The sequence below is a fragment of the Synechococcus sp. TAK9802 genome, from assembly GCF_014279535.1.
Classification (GTDB): domain Bacteria; phylum Cyanobacteriota; class Cyanobacteriia; order PCC-6307; family Cyanobiaceae; genus Parasynechococcus.
Genome location: NZ_CP047937.1, coordinates 573,940 through 590,227, shown reverse-complemented (window position 1 = coordinate 590,227; position 16,288 = coordinate 573,940). Strand labels below are relative to the sequence as shown.

18 protein-coding genes are annotated in these 16,288 nt (G+C 51.6%); 10 read left to right on the top strand and 8 right to left on the bottom strand.

The features are described 5' to 3' along the window. The first annotated feature begins 62 nt into the window (after positions 1–62). From SynTAK9802_RS03290 to SynTAK9802_RS03280, 3 genes are read left to right on the top strand one after another with little or no spacing between them, the layout of a single operon-like run. Positions 63–728, top strand: a complete 666-nt coding sequence (locus SynTAK9802_RS03290; protein ID WP_186497257.1) for a hypothetical protein — start codon at positions 63–65, stop codon at positions 726–728. 49 nt (positions 729–777) lie between these two features. Then, positions 778–1,056: a hypothetical protein gene (locus tag SynTAK9802_RS03285; protein WP_186497255.1), complete on the top strand. Its 279-nt coding sequence runs from the start codon at positions 778–780 to the stop codon at positions 1,054–1,056. Then, complete coding sequence (locus tag SynTAK9802_RS03280) at positions 1,053–1,415, top strand: hypothetical protein (protein ID WP_186497253.1); 363 nt, start codon at positions 1,053–1,055, stop codon at positions 1,413–1,415. Before SynTAK9802_RS03285 ends, SynTAK9802_RS03280 begins: the two co-directional genes overlap by 4 nt. A 42-nt stretch (positions 1,416–1,457) precedes the next feature. Here the strand turns inward: SynTAK9802_RS03280 and SynTAK9802_RS03275 are convergent, their stop codons facing one another. Continuing rightward, complete coding sequence (locus SynTAK9802_RS03275) at positions 1,458–2,063, bottom strand: hypothetical protein (RefSeq protein WP_186497251.1); 606 nt, start codon at positions 2,061–2,063, stop codon at positions 1,458–1,460. Between the two features lie 224 nt (positions 2,064–2,287). On the opposite strand from SynTAK9802_RS03275, the gene SynTAK9802_RS03270 reads away from it, so the two are divergent. From SynTAK9802_RS03270 to SynTAK9802_RS03260, 3 genes are all read left to right on the top strand, one after another. Further along, positions 2,288–3,718 (top strand): transcriptional regulator, encoded by a 1,431-nt coding sequence (locus SynTAK9802_RS03270; protein ID WP_255487826.1) that lies wholly within the window; start codon positions 2,288–2,290, stop codon positions 3,716–3,718. Positions 3,719–3,799: 81 nt separating this feature from the next. Further along, entirely contained in the window at positions 3,800–5,236 is a 1,437-nt protein-coding gene (rmuC, locus tag SynTAK9802_RS03265; protein WP_186497249.1) for a DNA recombination protein RmuC, read from the top strand. 2 nt (positions 5,237–5,238) lie between these two features. Continuing rightward, entirely contained in the window at positions 5,239–7,476 is a 2,238-nt protein-coding gene (locus SynTAK9802_RS03260; RefSeq protein ID WP_186497247.1) for a zinc-ribbon domain-containing protein, read from the top strand. Between the two features lie 1,115 nt (positions 7,477–8,591). Here the strand turns inward: SynTAK9802_RS03260 and SynTAK9802_RS03255 are convergent. Both SynTAK9802_RS03255 and SynTAK9802_RS12755 read right to left on the bottom strand, forming a co-directional pair. Next, a complete protein-coding gene (locus SynTAK9802_RS03255) occupies positions 8,592–9,002 on the bottom strand; it encodes a hypothetical protein (protein ID WP_186497245.1) in 411 nt (136 codons plus the stop codon). A gap of 578 nt (positions 9,003–9,580) precedes the next feature. Beyond that, a complete protein-coding gene (locus SynTAK9802_RS12755) occupies positions 9,581–10,207 on the bottom strand; it encodes a site-specific integrase (protein ID WP_370586375.1) in 627 nt (208 codons plus the stop codon). Positions 10,208–10,909: 702 nt separating this feature from the next. Here SynTAK9802_RS12755 and SynTAK9802_RS03245 point away from each other — a divergent pair. Then, positions 10,910–11,164 carry a hypothetical protein gene (locus SynTAK9802_RS03245; RefSeq protein WP_186497241.1) on the top strand — a complete coding sequence of 85 codons (255 nt, stop codon included), beginning with the start codon at positions 10,910–10,912 and terminating at the stop codon, positions 11,162–11,164. A gap of 108 nt (positions 11,165–11,272) precedes the next feature. On the opposite strand, the gene SynTAK9802_RS03240 is transcribed toward SynTAK9802_RS03245, so the two are convergent. Further along, complete coding sequence (locus tag SynTAK9802_RS03240; RefSeq protein ID WP_186494737.1) at positions 11,273–11,770, bottom strand: YajQ family cyclic di-GMP-binding protein; 498 nt, start codon at positions 11,768–11,770, stop codon at positions 11,273–11,275. A gap of 99 nt (positions 11,771–11,869) precedes the next feature. On the opposite strand from SynTAK9802_RS03240, the gene SynTAK9802_RS03235 reads away from it, so the two are divergent. Beyond that, the gene (locus SynTAK9802_RS03235) at positions 11,870–12,286 is read left to right on the top strand and encodes an MAPEG family protein (protein WP_115161484.1); all 417 of its coding nucleotides are present in this window, start codon (positions 11,870–11,872) and stop codon (positions 12,284–12,286) included. Here SynTAK9802_RS03235 and SynTAK9802_RS03230 read toward each other — a convergent pair whose 3' ends face one another. Genes SynTAK9802_RS03230 through ebsA form a run of 3 tightly spaced genes read right to left on the bottom strand, consistent with a single transcriptional unit; the run spans position 12,287 to position 14,332 of the window. Next, positions 12,287–12,823, bottom strand: coding sequence for a hypothetical protein (locus SynTAK9802_RS03230; RefSeq protein WP_006851763.1), 537 nt, complete (start codon positions 12,821–12,823; stop codon positions 12,287–12,289). Positions 12,824–12,839: 16 nt separating this feature from the next. Then, a complete protein-coding gene (locus tag SynTAK9802_RS03225) occupies positions 12,840–13,937 on the bottom strand; it encodes a phosphotransacetylase family protein (RefSeq protein WP_114988302.1) in 1,098 nt (365 codons plus the stop codon). A gap of 26 nt (positions 13,938–13,963) precedes the next feature. Beyond that, positions 13,964–14,332 (bottom strand): type IV pilus biogenesis protein EbsA, encoded by a 369-nt coding sequence (ebsA, locus tag SynTAK9802_RS03220; RefSeq protein ID WP_186497240.1) that lies wholly within the window; start codon positions 14,330–14,332, stop codon positions 13,964–13,966. A gap of 36 nt (positions 14,333–14,368) precedes the next feature. Here ebsA and SynTAK9802_RS03215 point away from each other — a divergent pair, with 36 nt between their 5' ends. Further along, entirely contained in the window at positions 14,369–15,106 is a 738-nt protein-coding gene (locus tag SynTAK9802_RS03215; protein WP_186497239.1) for an SDR family oxidoreductase, read from the top strand. Here the strand turns inward: SynTAK9802_RS03215 and map are convergent. After that, positions 15,087–15,932, bottom strand: a complete 846-nt coding sequence (map, locus tag SynTAK9802_RS03210) for a type I methionyl aminopeptidase (RefSeq protein WP_186497238.1) — start codon at positions 15,930–15,932, stop codon at positions 15,087–15,089. The two genes, SynTAK9802_RS03215 and map, sit on opposite strands and share 20 nt — an antisense overlap. A gap of 53 nt (positions 15,933–15,985) precedes the next feature. Between map and SynTAK9802_RS03205 the strand changes: the two genes are divergently transcribed. Next, positions 15,986–16,273: a PepSY domain-containing protein gene (locus tag SynTAK9802_RS03205; protein ID WP_186497237.1), complete on the top strand. Its 288-nt coding sequence runs from the start codon at positions 15,986–15,988 to the stop codon at positions 16,271–16,273. The last annotated feature ends 15 nt before the right edge of the window (positions 16,274–16,288 follow it).

Genomic DNA, 16,288 nt, shown 5'->3' with positions numbered 1-16,288 from the left:
CCACTGTCTCTTCGGTAAGATAGGAATATGTATGTGGTTGCGGCACTAAGCGCCTTCAGCACATGAACAAACTCCTCGCCATCTCTATCGCCTCTGCCTCTATCGCTATCGGAGCGATTCCAGCGCTAGCAGAGGTTGACGCCAAGACTCACAAACTCTGCATCGAGGCAAAGGATTATGCAGGTTGCGTAAGAGCGATGAAAGGAGATACATCCTCCTCTACATCACGGACAATAACTTCTCAGGGTGCTGACATCGCCGAAGGTAATCAATGCACAGCAGGTTACGCCTATATTGGAGGAGGAAACTGTCAGGATGTTTCTTGTAGATATCCAGCAACTGATCTAGGACATGATCAACTGATAGCGGGAAAAATTGATAAGGATGGGAATGACGTTTGGGGTTGTAAGTACAATTGGATTTATGGCGCTGGAGAGCTGAGACTAACTGGAGCTGTTACCAGAACAACAAATAATCCAGATTGCCCTGAGGGTGAACCTGAGCTTGGTTTTAATAGCACCTGTCAAACGGCTGCAAAAGGTTGGCTTAGTCCTAAGGCTGCAGCGGCAAAAGCAGAAATAGAAGGACCAAAATGTAACTTCAAATTGAAGAAATATGGCTGCAGTTTTGACGCATATTTAGAAGCAAATCCCGGCATGAAGAAGTGGGCTGAACTAAATCCGGATATGGCAGCAAAAGAACGCATTAAGCTTCAGTCAATCGACTAAATGAAGATCAATACAAGTCCATTCTCATGGCATTCAACGCCTTCAGCACATGAATGAGCAAAATCGAAAAAAAGTCTCCTTCACGCCTCAACACAAGCTCGAGGATGCAGAACAAGAGTATGTAGGAGCCATATACCGTTTTAGACAGGCAGAAGAGGAGCAGTCAGCTGATTACACCAGCACCAAGCTAGACATGATTCGTCTTGAGGCAAAGGTAAGAAGTATTCGCGAGCACATTTATAGAGGTTCAACATATGAATTGTTTGAGCCATGCAAGACAAAGAATCAGTTCATTGGCTGTCCTGAACCAGCGTGGATCTCCAGATGAAACGAAAAATCAGTAAAAGATTAGTGGTCGGAATTTCTCGTTCCTCATCTCTAGTTTTGCTTCTATCACTGTTTCAATATCTCCATGCAAATGCATCTGGTCGGTTCGACAAATCAACTGGAACATTTAAATGTTCCAATGGAATGCCAGAGTTCACCGGTGCAAGACCATATGGTTACAGCAATGCTCAAGCAAGAAAAGCGTGTTCCTGTATTAAAGATAAATATGTTGTTTCTGGCTGGGAAGAAGATGTTTGGCGAAAGGTCAAACGTGGTGATACGAGCGATTGGCGAACAGGGGCTCTGATGAACAGAATGAAGTCTGCAATCAACCAATGCGCAAAAGAAAATAACATTTAATTTGAAAATTTGCCTGGCTTTTACTGTCAGACTAAGCAAAATCTAGGAAAAAACACCGCCATTACTAATATCCCAATTTCTAAAAAACAGAAGTCGGAGTTCAAGAAAGAAATTAAGCAAACCTTCTGGGTCACTATCCATTGAGGACTGGACACAAAGAGATTTATAGAGTGCGGTCATCACATTGATGCCCTGCTTAGTTTCCTCAGGGAAATTATCAGCCATCCTTTTAAGATCAGCATTTTTAAACATATTTTCTATCAAGCCCCTAAGCTCTGGTCCACCATCAGATGCATCCATGATCAAACCAATAATTGGTACACGCTTGTCAAACGCCAGTTCATTTGAGTTCATGACCATTAAGTGAGGACGAAGCCATGCAACTAAGGCAGGACCCTCTTCATCGAAGGTACTTTGGGTTGTCCATTTTGGATGAAGACTTAATTTAGTTCGCAAATGATGCGTCAAAAACATATTGATGGCTGAACATACACAAAGAAGCGACGTTGCCGAAACCATTTCTTCAGGAGTTTCCAGATTTAACTCTTTACGGAATTTTAAAACTAGTTCATGATTCTCTTTTCCCTTAGAATTCTCTAACTTTTCAATTTGTCTCTGAAAGCGACTTTTCCCGGTCAGCATAGTCATTAAACCCATTGCAACACTCCCCCCGAAAGTAAATAATATGTCGATACTTTAGCACAGGGGAAACGTGATTATTCGTCTACAAAATAGTATTCAAATTGGCGAACTGAAGCAAGGATGAGCAACGTGCAAAATTTAATATATCAATAGCAAGAATTTGAATCGGTCAGATAAAAAAGAATATTATAAATGGCACCTACATTTAGACGTAGAATCAACCTTATTTCGTGCCTCCAGGGATGGGTCTGAGGACTGCTGTACGGAACCTCCTCAAGAAGGTCTTTGGTGACTCCGTCTACAGAGAGTTCAGGGATGCCTACCGCAACGTCCTATACGGGGACGACAAGAGGGAAGGAAGGGTCACTGGAGACCTGAACGACTCCAAGTGGCAGTCAGTCGGTACATCCACATACAAATGGGTGTCCCCCAGCAAGGCACTTGGTGTTGCCCCTGAGTTGGAGGAGGCAAAGGTTGCCCCCAAGGAACCAGAGATCGACGTCGTAGAGGAGGAGCAGCGTCCTCTCCTCTGTGAGAAGTTCCTGGTTAAGGACTACCTCCTGATCGATTACGTCGACAAGTCAGGCAACGCCAGCAGGAGGCGTATCCGTGTCGAAGAGGTCTATGCCTATGACGACGGGGTCTTCGTCCTTCGTGCCTGGTGCCTGCTTCGTAAGGGGTATCGGACTTTTGTCAGCACCCGTCTGAAGGGGTGTCGTGATGCCTTCTCTAAAGAGACCATCTATGACCTTCTCTTCCGTCTGAAGAAGCGGTCGTATTCAGATCCAGGGAACGTCGCCAAGGAAATCCTTGATGACCTCACGCTGGAGATCGTCATCGCTATCTACTCGTTGATGAACTACTCAACAGGTAAGGGGTATGAGAAGCGGTACGTAAGCGGAAAGAAGAAGACTGCTCTAGTGGATTGGGTTTTGGAGCAATCCATGGCGAAATCCCTGCTGGCGACGCTGGATGCGGACAAGCGAAGCGAAGTGGAGGACTTGGTCAGGGAATCCATTGGGGACAAGAAGATCACCCAGAGCAGTTACGAGTCCTGTGCTCGGGCAATGAAGAGAAGTCGATACGTCGCCTCTTCCTATGACCGTTATGAGGTCAGACGCCAGGACCTCATCCTCTTTGTGGAGGAGACCCTCTCAGGTGAAGGTGCGAAGGACACTGCTGTCACCCGCCTCAAGGAAGACCTGCTGGATCCTTCCTTCCGTATCGGGAAGGAGATCGACGTTGAGAAGTTCCTGAAGGAGTTCGACAAGGTCAAGCAGGACTCCAAGAAGGCAGAGCGCAAGTACAAGAGCAAGAAGAAGGAAGAGGTCGTCTCCAAGGGCTACAGGCGATTTGAGCGTGGTGAACCTGCTCGCCTACTGGCGCTGGAGGTGGCAATGCGGCACCTGGAGGACTGCCTTGATGAGGAGCGTGTCCTCATTGGTAAGGACGAATTTGAGAAACGAATCAGGGATGAGGTCGCCCAAGCGTTCAAGGAGGAGGAGTTGAAGCAGGCAGGTGAGATGTTCCGTAAGCGGGTTGGTCATGGCATCAGCACTGCCTACTGCGCTTTCGGACTACGCAAGGCAAACCGTTCCTGGTTCACGGATTCCACGGGTAAGTCCTGGTTGGATCTGCAGACCCGTAACCAGGCGGATTGATCGATGAAAACCCGAAGGTAGGGAAAGGGCAAAATCAAAATGGCTTGAAGCCTTGGATGTACCTACTGGAGTTGATTGGCAATGGCTGAAACCCTCCTGTTCATCACTGGTGTGCTGACGGGGATCATCGTTGGATTCCTCTTTGCAAGGCGCACCAGAGGATCCTCCGCACCCAACGGCAGCAGTGAGCGCCTTCTGGAAGAGCGTCTCAGCAAGGCAGATGCAGGGCTCGAGCAGTTCAGCAGGCAGTTAGAGGTTCAAAACGAAGAGCTGAAGAGCCAGCAGAAACAGCTTCAGGAGGCTCGCGAGGCTGCTGCCGTCAGTCGAACGCAACTCGAGGGTGCGATCCAAGAGAGAGACGCACTAAGGACTGCCCAGGCAAGTACCAACACTTCTCTTGAGGAGATCAGGGCAGAGAAAGAACGTCTCAGTAAACAGGCAGCAGAAGCAGCGGAAAAGCTGAGGTCTCAGGAGAGTCAGACAAAGTTCCTGGAGGAAGCGAGGACTGATCTGCTCACCCAATTCCGCTCCCTCAGTGGGCAGATGCTGGATGGGTCCAGGGAAGCCCTGCTCAAGAGCACCAAAGAGACCGTCAGCGAGCCCTTCTCAAAGCAAATGGAGCAGCTTCGGCAGCAGATGCAGGTGCTGCAGAAGGAATCAGTCGAAAAGCTTGGGGTGCTTGCTCAAACCACCATGGACCTGCGTCAGCGCAGCGAAGACGTCCAGGGAGCAGCCCAACAGCTCACTTCCGCTCTGAGGTCCCCAAATGTCAAAGGGAGATGGGGAGAGGTCAACCTCCGAAGGATCCTGGAGTTTGTGGGGCTAATCAGCTACTGCGACTTTGATGAGCAAGTCCACGTTGGGACAGATGACGGTGCCTACAGACCTGACTGTGTGATCACCATCCCTGGGTCCAGACGGCTGATCGTCGACTCCAAGGCGCCGATTGAGAGCTATCTGGATGCTCTGCAGGCAAGCGATGAGGCACAACGCGAAGCAGCTCTGAAGGAGCACCTGAGGAAGGTGCGTAGCCATGTCGACCTGTTGAGCAAAAAGGATTACGCCAGCAAACTCAGCTCCCTAGGTCAGGTTGTGGATGGAGTGGTTCTGTTCATTCCAGTGGAAGGTGCCCTTTCGATGGCACTAGAACGCGATCCAGACCTCTTGGAGTACGCCTTCAGCAAGAACATCATCCTGACCTTCCCAACAAGCCTGCTAGCGATCCTGAAGGGTCTGGCGATGTCAATTCAGCAAGCTGAGATCGCTACCAACATCGAGGAGATTCAAAACAACGCTGTGGAGCTGCACAAGCGGTTCCTGACCTTCGTCGATAAGTTCAATGCAGTCGGCAGCAACCTTGCTCGACTCAACAAGAGCTACAACGAGGCGGTTGGGTCAGCACAGAGCAGGCTGATACCTCAGGGAAGACGATTCTCTGATCTCGCTGGACAAAGCGGAGAAGCAAGACTGAACGATGCAATCGATAGTGTCGTGCGTGAAATTCAGGCAGAAGAATAAAAATGCCAGAACCACTTACCAGCAAAGCACTTAAGAGCAGATCAAAGCTAATTAAAGGCAAAAACGATATCGCCACAGCAAATCCAGAAATTGCCAAGCAATGGCATCCAACAAAGAATGGAATACTTAGCCCCGCAGATGTATATAAAGGATCCTGCAAAAAATTTTGGTGGAAATGCCCAAAAGGGGACGACCATGAATGGGAAGCGCCTCCTGCAAATAGGACTCGTGAGGTCAACCCCAGCGGATGCCCATTTTGTGCTCATTTCAGAGCAAGTAAACAATACAATTTAAAAACGGAATTCCCAGAGATTGCTAGCGAGTGGCACCCAACAAAAAACGAAGGAGTCAGACCGGAGGATGTAGTTCCAGGTACATCTAAAAAGTATTGGTGGGTGTGCAAAAAGAAAAAAAGACACGAATATCTCGCCAGTCCGTCACACAGGACCAGGGATAAGAAGCCAACTTCTTGCCCTATATGTGCAGGCAGGCAACTACATCCTGACAACCAACTCTCAATTCAACACCCAAAAATTGCCCAGCAATGGCATCCAACAAAAAACGGGAGCCTGCGAGCAGACCAAGTTACAGCAGGATCAGGAAAAATTGTATGGTGGAAATGCCCAGAAGGTGACGATCACGAATGGAAGGTAGCAGTTAATAACAGGACAAATAATAATCACGGCTGTCCATTTTGCTCAGGGAGAAACGCATCATCCAAGGATAATCTAGTGATCAAGAATCCAACACTTGCGGCACAATGGCACCCAACTAAGAATGGCTCTCTACTACCTCAGCATGTCAGAGCCAAATCCAACTTAACAGTTTGGTGGAAATGTCCAGAGGCAGAGGACCATGAGTGGGAAGCAAAAATAAACAATCGAGCGAATGGAAATGGATGCCCATTCTGCTCGGGAAGGAAACCAAGTACTAATTACAATTTGGAGAATGAATACCCAGATATCGCCAAGGAATGGCATCCCAGAAAAAACGGTGAGTTGAAGCCAAGCCAGGTAACACCAGGCTCAGGAATTGAAATCTGGTGGCAATGCAAATTGCACGATGATCACGTATGGAAGGCAACCGTCACCAGTCGAGTTTCAGGAACGAATTGCCCAGAATGCCACCCTCAATCTTCCATACCAGAATACAGAGTTTATTCGGAGGTCAAATTTATTTTTGCAGATGCAATCAACAGAGACCGATCCAAGAATTTCGAATACGACATCTTCATACCAAGCGAGAATATAGGAATCGAGCACGATGGATCATATTTCCACAAGGACAAAGAAGAAAAGGACTTAATCAAGAACAAGATATCAGCAGAGAACGGGATCAACCTAATTAGAGTCAGGAACGCACCGTTAACGAAACTGTCTACATTAGACATTATTTACACAGGACAAAACATTGAGAAGAGCTGCATGAATGAGCTTATGGCGGCTCTAGACAAAATATCAAAAGGCAAGTACCACGCCGAAATCAACAAATACATCAAGCGCCGATCATTTGCAAATCAAGACGAATTTGACAGGCTTACTTCCTTTTTGCCGGCACCTCCATTGGAGCAGTCTCTTGCAGAAAATCATCCTCAACTCTCCGAAGAATGGCACCCAACTAAGAATGGCTCTCTACTACCTCAGCATGTCAGACCTCAGTCCAACAGAACAGTTTGGTGGAAATGTCCTATTGCGCAGGATCACGAATGGGAAGCACCCATATCAAATAGAAGCACACAAAATAAGGGATGTCCCTACTGCAGCAAGAGAAAAGCAGATTCAAAAAATAATCTCAAAGTGAAGTTTCCTGATATCGCAAAACAATGGCATCCGACCAAAAATTGTGAATTAAAACCCGAAGACTTTACCCCAAGATCTAAACAGAAAGTCTGGTGGAAATGTGATAAAGGCGAAGATCATGAATGGGAAGCCTTTATTCAAACTAGAACCGATAGCAGGTCCCAAAAAGACGGATGTCCGTTTTGTGCAGGCAAAAGACCAAGCAAAACAAATAACTTGAAGCATAATTATCCCGCAATTGCTGCGGAGTGGCATCCAACTAAAAATGGAGACTTAAAACCTGAACACTTCCTACCAGGCTCTGACAAGAAACCTTGGTGGCAATGCAAGAAAGATTCCCAGCACATATGGCAAGCACGAATAGCAAATCGTGCGAAATTGGGACGAGGATGTCCATATTGCAACAAACCAGGAAAAAATAAAATCAATGGCATCATCTAAACTTCCTTTTTCTCTCAGAGCAATAATAGAACCTGATAGCTTCTTCAACTATTTTATCTGCTGACTCATATCGATAATTAGACCTCAGCATCTCCCGCAGACAAGCAATACTATCTCGCTTTAGTTTGACATTCATCGTCTTGGAAAGTGCTTGAAGTAAAAGTCTTCCATTGCAACCTTGTAGCAACCAGACCTTGTCAGTCTGGTCTTACGCATCAAGGCTTCCTCCATCTGACGAAAAGCATTTACTTCTCGTCTATTGAAGGAGACATTAGTAGAGGGGGTTTTAGTGATATACATAGTTTTTGAATAGAAAAGATAGTGATGTCAGTTGATCAGGAATCAAACTAAACTCAAGAGAATGAAGCCTCAGGAAACAAGCGCACTTAGCTTCTAAGAAGCATTTAAATTTATTTATATGATTTCCACCTTAAAACCAATCACTTTTGAATCAAGAAATGCTCTAAAGCGGGCTCAAGCGCACTTAATGCGGAAGCGATGCGGCATCAAAGATCAATAGCCAAGTTCTAATTGATTCACATCCAGAGAAGTCCTGAGTCTGAATTTCCTATACCTTCACCACTATGTATAAGAGTTTTCAGTCAGAAACAGTTATGCGTAGCCAGTTGTCATATTCAACTGAGATTTATTTCAAGGGAATAAGGACTACTAGTGCTCATCACCAAGGATTCTTCGATTACCCCTGTAGAGATGTCTCGGTAGATGCCGTGATCTCCAGCGAGCATCAGAGATGCCCTTCTGAGGGGGAAGGCGAGTAACCCTCTCCTCATCACCACAAGCATCAACAGCCTCTGGTGAGGGCACCTCTAAGACCTCTGGGGAAGGCAGCAGCAGGTGAGCTGCATGCTCCCTCACGAAGTCCAGCAAGGTCGTTGCCATGCCACAGCGATGGCACTTAAACCTCCATCGACCTGGAGATCCTTTCTCAGGATGGAGATACCCCTTGTGGAGGTACATAGGGGCATAACTGTCGTGTTGGCAGAAGGGGCATCGAAAGCGATACACCCCACTGTCAGTCTTTCTCCATCCCAGGTGCTGCAAGGTCACTGAGAGACCCTGCAGCAGTTGCTCTGGGGAGTGCATGAGACCTCAGATCAAAGACCGAGCTTTGCCTTCAATCGCTTGTACTCGTCAACATCAGCCTGAGTGGGTGCAGCCTCCAGATAGTTGGAGATGGCTTCCTTTACAGCCTCCTGATCGCCATCACTCCAAGTGACACTCAGAAAAGAAGGATTCCAGTGAGAACCCATTTCATAATCGCCTCCAGTCAGATAATCAAGGAGACTCTCACATGATGATTCTTTCAAATCATCCTTAGAGACATAGTTAATGCACTCCCACTTGCTTCGAGCTTGAAGGTCGGGATTGGTTGTCCACACCTCCATCTCACCAGTGGTATTGCAAGGGAAAGAATTATTCGCTTCAAGAAGCTCGTTCAAAATCAGGGGGTCAACGTATTGATGCTCAGGGAGAAAGATATAGCCACTGTCGTATTCAGCAGCCATGGACTGGACATAGAAAGTTTCAAATTTGGAGCTTACAGGCATTGATAAAAAGAAGCAATTGGATATGTTTGTTCTCGGTGTTTCTCACCGATAGGGTTTAGAGACGGTTTATCGTCTTCGCCAGGGCAAATATGCAGTGACGAATATTTTGTTTTCGTATCGCAGAGGAGGCGTCCTGCCCTCGTTTCGATACACATATTATATGGTGTACAGAAGCCCTGATCACCAAGGACAGGACAGTTTATTTTTACCCCGTATCTCGACAAAAAATAGCTCAGAGAAGCCAGTGATACCAATGGTTCTGGAGCATAAAACCAGCGAGCCAAAGACCCCTGATATAGCCACAATAATTGGCACACACCCTGCCTTATTAGCCAGTAGAAGCGCCCTACAGCAAGGGCACTTATCGAATCATTGATAGCTCTTCTTTTCTCGCTCGCAACCCTGCCGATGCCTTGTGAAGATCTTGGCTGAATACAAACCAAGGACTCCCTCCTCAGAGCAGGCAACGACTTCTCCGCAATGAGGGCATCTGAATTTCTCCCTCCTTTCCTCAATCCACTGCTCTTTGCTCTGCCTCACCATGTCGGCACCTTGACCCGTCCCGTTGGCTTCGCATAGGTCCTCAGCAGCTCCTCAGTGCGATGCCCTGCCACTGCTGCTAAATCAGCAGGACTATTCCCCATCGCCAAGGCATGGCTAAGGAATGAATGCCTTTGGGCATACAGACGCCTTGGGACCAATCCCACACGTCGCTGCGATCGCTTCCAGACCTTCTCCAACCCCGCGTCATACAAATGCCTATGGGTTCTTGGCGTCACAAACACCAAGCCATCCTTCGTGTTCAGACCCAGGCACTGCATGGTCTTCCTGTGCTGCCTCAGCACCTCAACGACCTGATTGCTCAACGGCACCACACGCGCCTTGCCTGTCTTGGTGCCTGACCACACCCGTTGAAGCGTGGCAGTGCCATCACGCCTCAGCGTCTTACTGATCAACAGCTCACCTTCCTCAAGGCGCACACAGTCCCAGGTCAGACCAATTACTTCTGCATTCCTGAGACCTGTGCCCAGCCACAAGGCAAAGCAGGGGTAAAACCACTCCTCATTGCTTCTGAGGTCGTCCAGCACACTCTTGATCTCTTCCCTACTCAGCACCTCCGCCTGCACTGACCTGGCTGGCACCTTGACCTGGACCGACCGCAATGGCTCATTGCCTGGTTGCACAGATCGAATCGTGCAAAGGATCGTGGACTGAGTGGATGCCGCTAACCCCTCTGCCTTCATCCATACCAAGAAGCGATCAACCTCAGCTCTTGTCCTGATTGGCAACCCAAACCTCTTCATCACCCGATACGCATGAGTCACCCTCGCCTGCTTCTTCTCCTCTGAGAGGCGCCTAAGGGCATCGAGCAAGTCCTGGTCCCGACCCTCCACCAAGGGGCGGTATCGATTCAGGGATAAGTCCAAATCTCCCTGCTGCGCGTCCCGCCAGATCTCGGCACAGATGGCTTGCCCCCTCGCTTGGGCAACTGGATCGTCGAAACGACCAATCCGATTGATGAAATGGTCACGCCCATCCAGCCTCAACCTGACTTGGAGAGCACCGTTGTTGTCCCTCACCCTCGGAGGTTTCTTCAGCATCCCTTTCCCTTGCTTGGGATTCGGGCTTAGGGCTGACACCCCTTAAAAGCCAAGCCAGATCCATTGATCCAGTAGCCCTTCGTAGCCCTAAGACGTCTCAACACGAGGTCCAATGCCCTTTTGGCTTGGGTTCTGGCTTATGGACTCAGGAGAGTCCTGAGAGTCCATGAGCGTCACCTTCAAAACCACTGCAAGTACGAGGCATTGCGACTCCCTTCCTGACTCGCGGCGTCAAACTGAATTACATCCACGCTGTGATGCCCCTTGAGCCAAGACATCCCGCCCCAGGAACAAAATCGCAAATGGTTTCGCAGCCATCTGCTCAGCCGAGAACTGGAATTACAGGAGCTCTATGACCTGCCGCAGGGAGAGCTGGATCTCGTGATGGCCGAGACCGCTGAAATCCGTTCGGACCCTGAAAACCGATCCCGCAGCCATGGGCGCTGGTGCACCGCCGGCTATGTGCTGGAACTAGCAAAGATCATCGATGCCCGACGGGCCCGGGACCAGAGCGCTTAAACGTCGCCCCTCAGCGAAAAAACGTGCCAACCATGAGCGACGAGACTAAAAATCCTGCCGAAGAAGTTTCAAAACTCGTTATTAATCACCGACAAGTCTTTCTTTTAATCAGCGATAGTTCTCAAACTGCAGAGGAACATCAAGTTCATCCTCCTTACTCTTGACGAGCTGAATCGCGGCTTGCAGGTCATCTTTGCTCTTACCGGTGATCCGCACACTTTCACCCTGGATCGCCACCGTCACCTTTTTGAGCTCATCGCGCACCATCTTGCTCAACTTCTTCGCAATCTCCTGACTGAGGCCCTTACGCAGCTTCACCACCTGCTTCACCCGGTTGCCTCCGACGGTTTCAGGTGTTTGAAAATCGAAAATCTTGAGGGAGAGGTTGCGTTTGGTCGCCTTGGTTCGCAGCACATCCTCCACCGCCTGAAGCGTCATATCACTGGCCGTGGTGATCACCAGCTCCGTTTCCTCAAGATCGATCTCGGTGCCGGAATCCTTGAGGTCATAACGGTTGCCAACATCACGACGAACCTGATCAAGGGTGTTCACCAGCTCCTGACGATCAAAGTCAGAGACCACATCGAAGGAATAAGTGCTGGCCATGTCGCAAACCTGTCGATCCTCCAGTTTAGAAACCCATCGATCTCAGGCAGGGTGTGGCTCACCTGAGCCCGTTAGGGTCCCGGGAATTGATTGAATGTCATGACTCCTGCGTTTGCTTGGGCCCTTTGCCTGATGGGAGCCGTCGTGATGGTGAGCATCGTGCTCACCGGTGCCGGACGGGCCAAAGCCGACTTCACCATGGCGGATCTTCAGGCGCCTCGGGCGATGTTTGAACGGCTGCCCGCCTTCGGGCAGCGCGCCGTGTGGGCACAGGAGAACAGCTGGGAAGCACTGACCCTGGGGGCACCGGCCATGCTGTTGTGTCTGATCAGCGGAGTCAGCAGCCCCACGGCCATCGCAGCAGCGTGGATCTGGCCAGGCATCCGATTTGTTTATCTGTTTGCCTATGTCGGCAACGTTCCACCCCTGAGGGGACTCTGCTGGGCTACGGGGGTGACTGCCGTTGGCATCTGCTACGTGGAGGGACTGCGGGCCGTGATCAGCGCCGCCGGCTGATCAGTCGAAATACAGAAGGCTCACCACCTTCCCCATGTCCTCAGCAGTTCGTGCACTCGCCAGCAGGGTTTCACTGTCGTGAAATGCGAGACAGATCAACTGATCACAGCGGTTGATGATCTCTTGATTGCACAAACTGCTGGCCATCGGCAAGGGCAGGTCGTCCTGCTCGGGCTTGTCCACAAGGTGCAACACCCGATCCAGGAGATCTCGGATTTCAGGAACCTGCCGATCGAGGCTCTGGGGCAAAAGCACAGTGAGCTTGGAGGGATCCACCTCAAGGCACCCTCGAATCACTGCTGCATTCACCCCCTGAGATCCGGATGTGATCAGAGAATGGCCTTCCTGCACCAGTGAGCGGGCCACCAATTCGATCAGGTGAACCGCCACAACGGGCACATGGCGGCTACCAAGAATGGCGATCCTTCGTTGGCTTTTGTCCTGCAGCAGAGCGAGTTCCTGCGCAAGCGTGTCAACCCGATCAAGAGCCGGCAGATCCAGTGACTGACCCAAGGAAAACTTGCCGCCTGATTTCATCGGAAGTTAGCAACCATCAAGCGTGCTGAACCGTCAGATTCAATGCATTGAAGAGCTGATCAAGCTTGCAATGCTCCTCCACGAGACGGAAGGCGTAGGTGGCCTTCACGGCTTCATGCAGGCGCACATGGCCGAAGGCCTGCTCAATCACCCCCACCGTGGCCAGGGTGTCGTGCTCCACCTTGAGCAAGGGAACATCCAATTCTTCGGCGCGATTGATCAATTGAGGGAGAGGTTCCCCAGCCCCAGTGAGAATCAAACATTGGGTTGAAGCCTCAAGGGCGGCCAGCTGGATGTCGGTGCGATCAGCTCCCGTCACAACAGCCATGTTGCGTCGTTTGCGGAAGAACTCCATGGCGGAATTCACATTCATCGCGCCGATGCTCAGGGTTTCCACCAGCAGTTCCTGCCGTTCCTGGCAACAGATCACCCGGGCATTGAGGCGCCGCACCAACTCGCCGACCGTGACGCTGCGCAGCAAAGGAGAACGGGGCATAACTCCAAACACCTGCAAGCCCAGGCCCTGCAAGGCAGGAACCACCTGTCGCTCCAAGCTGTCGACCTCTTCTGGAGTGACGGCGTTCAGCACCACTCCAACCAGACGGTCACCCAGGGTCTGCTTGGCCGCGAGCAGCGCATCCACACTGCGGCTGTCCTGCCAGAGGTGCACCAGAACGACCTTGGCATCGAGACCTGTGGCTAGCTGCGGAAGGCTGAGGCCGTACAGCAAACCCTCCTGGAGGCTTCCCGCACATTCCAAGAGTGTGAGTCCATCGTCAGACTGAATGCACTGGCGCAGCTCCGCAAAACCTTGGCCAGCGTCCAACTCGCCTTGGCCAAGCCGCTGGGCAGCTGTTGTCGGCGACAGCAGATGCATCGAAGGAATCAAACGCTCAGGCGGCAGATTCAGCGTTTCACCAACAAATCGAACGTCGTCGTCGATGAGTGGTTGAGGCAACGGCCCCTGGTTCGGATCCCAGTCCAGGCTTGTGGCCAGGGGCTTTCCGAACCTGATCTGCTGTCCGGCACGGGCGAGCTGCTGGGCAATTCCAAGAACAAGGGCCGACTTCCCACTGAACGGCTCACACGATCCGATCAACAGTGTCGTTCCCATGGAGGTGATGCCTGACACCACTGAATCTAGGCCTGTTCAGGAGCATCTCCGCGCTCGATCAACAACCACTGCCAGAACCCATTGGGCAAATCGGGCTCCGATGGCTGCAGATGGGAACAATCCATCAACCAGACCACCAGCTGATGGGTGGTGACGGCGAAATCAAGATCTCCCTCGGGATGACCGGGAAAACGAAGCTGACAGTCCAGCCTCTCCATCGGTGCAGCGACCCCATTCCAGCGGAGTTCGTAGGGGTGTCCATCGCTTCCGACCACCGGACGCCGCCCCTGCAGTGCGCCCCGCCCCAGGATCTGCAGGGCTGCGGATAGATCCTGCTCGCGACTGACGCCACCGCAGTAGGGAGCGAACAGAACCAGTTGGGCGGCATCTGACACAGCTGGTGCTTGATTCGTGCTCCGCTCGTTTCAAGGATGCCCCAAGCTGGCCCCATGGCCCAGTCCCCCTTTCTCGACAAACGGATCGGCATCACAGGCGCTCGTGGAGCCCTCGGGGCAGCTCTGGCCCGTTGCCTCCGTTCCGCAGGCGCCCACGTCGTCGGTTTCACCCACGGATCCATACCTCCAGAGCAAGCGGACGGCCCACACCGTTGGGTGAGCTGGAGCTGCGGAGACGAAGCCAGCTTGGACGCCGATCTGGAGGAGCTCGATGTTCTGGTGCTGAACCACGGGATCAATCCTCAAGGCGGCCAAAGCCCTGAAGTGATCAATCAGGCACTGGAGGTCAACACCTTGAGCAGCTGGAGGCTGATGCAGCGATTTGAGGCCATCAGCAGAGCATCGCCGCAGGCTGATCCGAGGGAGGTGTGGATCAACACCTCAGAGGCTGAAATTCAGCCTGCCGTCAGTCCCGTGTATGAACTCACCAAACGAATGCTGGGGCAACTGGTGAGCATCCGCGGTGCGGTGCTTGATGCCACCGGACGAGAAGCCCTGATCCTGCGCAAGCTGGTGCTCGGCCCCTTTCGCTCATCGCTCAATCCGATTGGGGTGATGGGTGCCGATTTCGTCGCAAGCCAAGTGGTTCGCCAGGCGAGCTGGGGATTTCGCCTGGTGATCGTGACACCAAACCCACTGACGTATGTCTTGATGCCTCTGACCGAGCTTGGACGGCGGATCTACAGCCGGATCCTCAGTCGCCCCGATCGGTAAGGATCTCGCATCCATCACTGGTCACCAAAACAGTGTGCTCCCACTGCGCCGAGAGAGAGCCGTCGCGAGTGACGACAGTCCACTGATCCCGCAAGGTGCGGCAGGCCTTGCTGCCGGCATTGAGGATGGGCTCAATCGCCAGGGTCATGCCAGGACGCAGGGTGACGTTGGGGAGCTCATCGGTGCGGAAATTGAACACGGAAGGTTCTTCGTGCAGGTTCCGGCCGACACCGTGGCCGGTGTAATCCTCCACAACACTGAACCCGTTGGCCTTGACGTGGTCTTCAACGGCTCCAGCTATATCCAGCAGGGTGTTACCTGCTTTGACCTGGCTCAGACCAGCCATCAAGGCTTCCTTGGCAACACGGCTCAAGGTCTGTGCTTCCTGGGGTGCATCTCCCACGCAGATCGTGATGCAGCTGTCGCCGTGGTAGCCCTCGAAATAGGCGCCGGTATCCACCTTCAGCAGATCGCCCTGGCGGATGACACGCTTCGGACTGGGGATGCCATGCACCACTTCGTTGTTGATGCTGGCGCAAATGCTCGCCGGAAAACCGTGATAGCCCTTGAAACTTGGGGTCGCCCCCATCTCTCGGATGCGTTTTTCCGCATAGGCATCAATATCTCCCGTCGTCTGACCTGGCTCCACCATTCCCATCACCTCCCGCAGCACGGTGGCGACGATGTGGCTGGCCTGGCGCATGATCTTCACTTCACGGGCAGATTTGATCTCAACGCCGCGACGCCTCTGAATGCGCGGGCCCGTCGCCGTCACTTGCCCCTGCGCTGCCTGGGTGGATGCCAGAAGATCAGCAAAGAGATTCATGGCTCAGCCCAATATCCGTCACGCTATCAACAGCAACCGAATTAATGCCGGTCATGTCGCTGCTTGCGCGCTTGCGGGAACTGCATCGAAGCGTTGCACCCTTCGTTCTGGCGCCCTTGTTGGTGACGGTGTTCTCCGGTGTCAGTTACCGCCTGGCCCGGGACTGGTTCGGAGCCAGCCGAGACCATGTTCACTGGTTAATGATCGTGCACGAGGGGGAATGGCTTGGTCCCACCATGGAACCGGTCGTCGTTCTTCTCAACGCCATCGGCCTGCTGTGGATGCTGATCACAGGCATAGGGCTCCTGATGGAGCGATGGCGTCGAAAGGTACACTCATAGTTTGGCGATTCAACG

Bases quoted from the DNA above. Each gene is read 5' to 3' on its own strand.
- SynTAK9802_RS03260 (WP_186497247.1), top strand. From the start codon at position 5,239: ATGCCAGAACCACTTACCAGCAAAGCACTTAAGAGCAGATCAAAGCTA.
- SynTAK9802_RS03205 (WP_186497237.1), top strand. From the start codon at position 15,986: ATGTCGCTGCTTGCGCGCTTGCGGGAACTGCATCGAAGCGTTGCACCC.
- SynTAK9802_RS03255 (WP_186497245.1), bottom strand. From the start codon at position 9,002: ATGGCTGCTGAATACGACAGTGGCTATATCTTTCTCCCTGAGCATCAA.
- map (WP_186497238.1), bottom strand. From the start codon at position 15,932: ATGAATCTCTTTGCTGATCTTCTGGCATCCACCCAGGCAGCGCAGGGG.
- SynTAK9802_RS03230 (WP_006851763.1), bottom strand. From the start codon at position 12,823: ATGAAATCAGGCGGCAAGTTTTCCTTGGGTCAGTCACTGGATCTGCCG.
- SynTAK9802_RS03215 (WP_186497239.1), top strand. From the start codon at position 14,369: ATGCCCCAAGCTGGCCCCATGGCCCAGTCCCCCTTTCTCGACAAACGG.
- SynTAK9802_RS03280 (WP_186497253.1), top strand. From the start codon at position 1,053: ATGAAACGAAAAATCAGTAAAAGATTAGTGGTCGGAATTTCTCGTTCC.
- SynTAK9802_RS03275 (WP_186497251.1), bottom strand. From the start codon at position 2,063: ATGACTATGCTGACCGGGAAAAGTCGCTTTCAGAGACAAATTGAAAAG.
- SynTAK9802_RS03235 (WP_115161484.1), top strand. From the start codon at position 11,870: ATGACTCCTGCGTTTGCTTGGGCCCTTTGCCTGATGGGAGCCGTCGTG.
- SynTAK9802_RS03240 (WP_186494737.1), bottom strand. From the start codon at position 11,770: ATGGCCAGCACTTATTCCTTCGATGTGGTCTCTGACTTTGATCGTCAG.
- SynTAK9802_RS03285 (WP_186497255.1), top strand. From the start codon at position 778: ATGAATGAGCAAAATCGAAAAAAAGTCTCCTTCACGCCTCAACACAAG.
- SynTAK9802_RS03290 (WP_186497257.1), top strand. From the start codon at position 63: ATGAACAAACTCCTCGCCATCTCTATCGCCTCTGCCTCTATCGCTATC.
- rmuC (WP_186497249.1), top strand. From the start codon at position 3,800: ATGGCTGAAACCCTCCTGTTCATCACTGGTGTGCTGACGGGGATCATC.
- SynTAK9802_RS03225 (WP_114988302.1), bottom strand. From the start codon at position 13,937: ATGGGAACGACACTGTTGATCGGATCGTGTGAGCCGTTCAGTGGGAAG.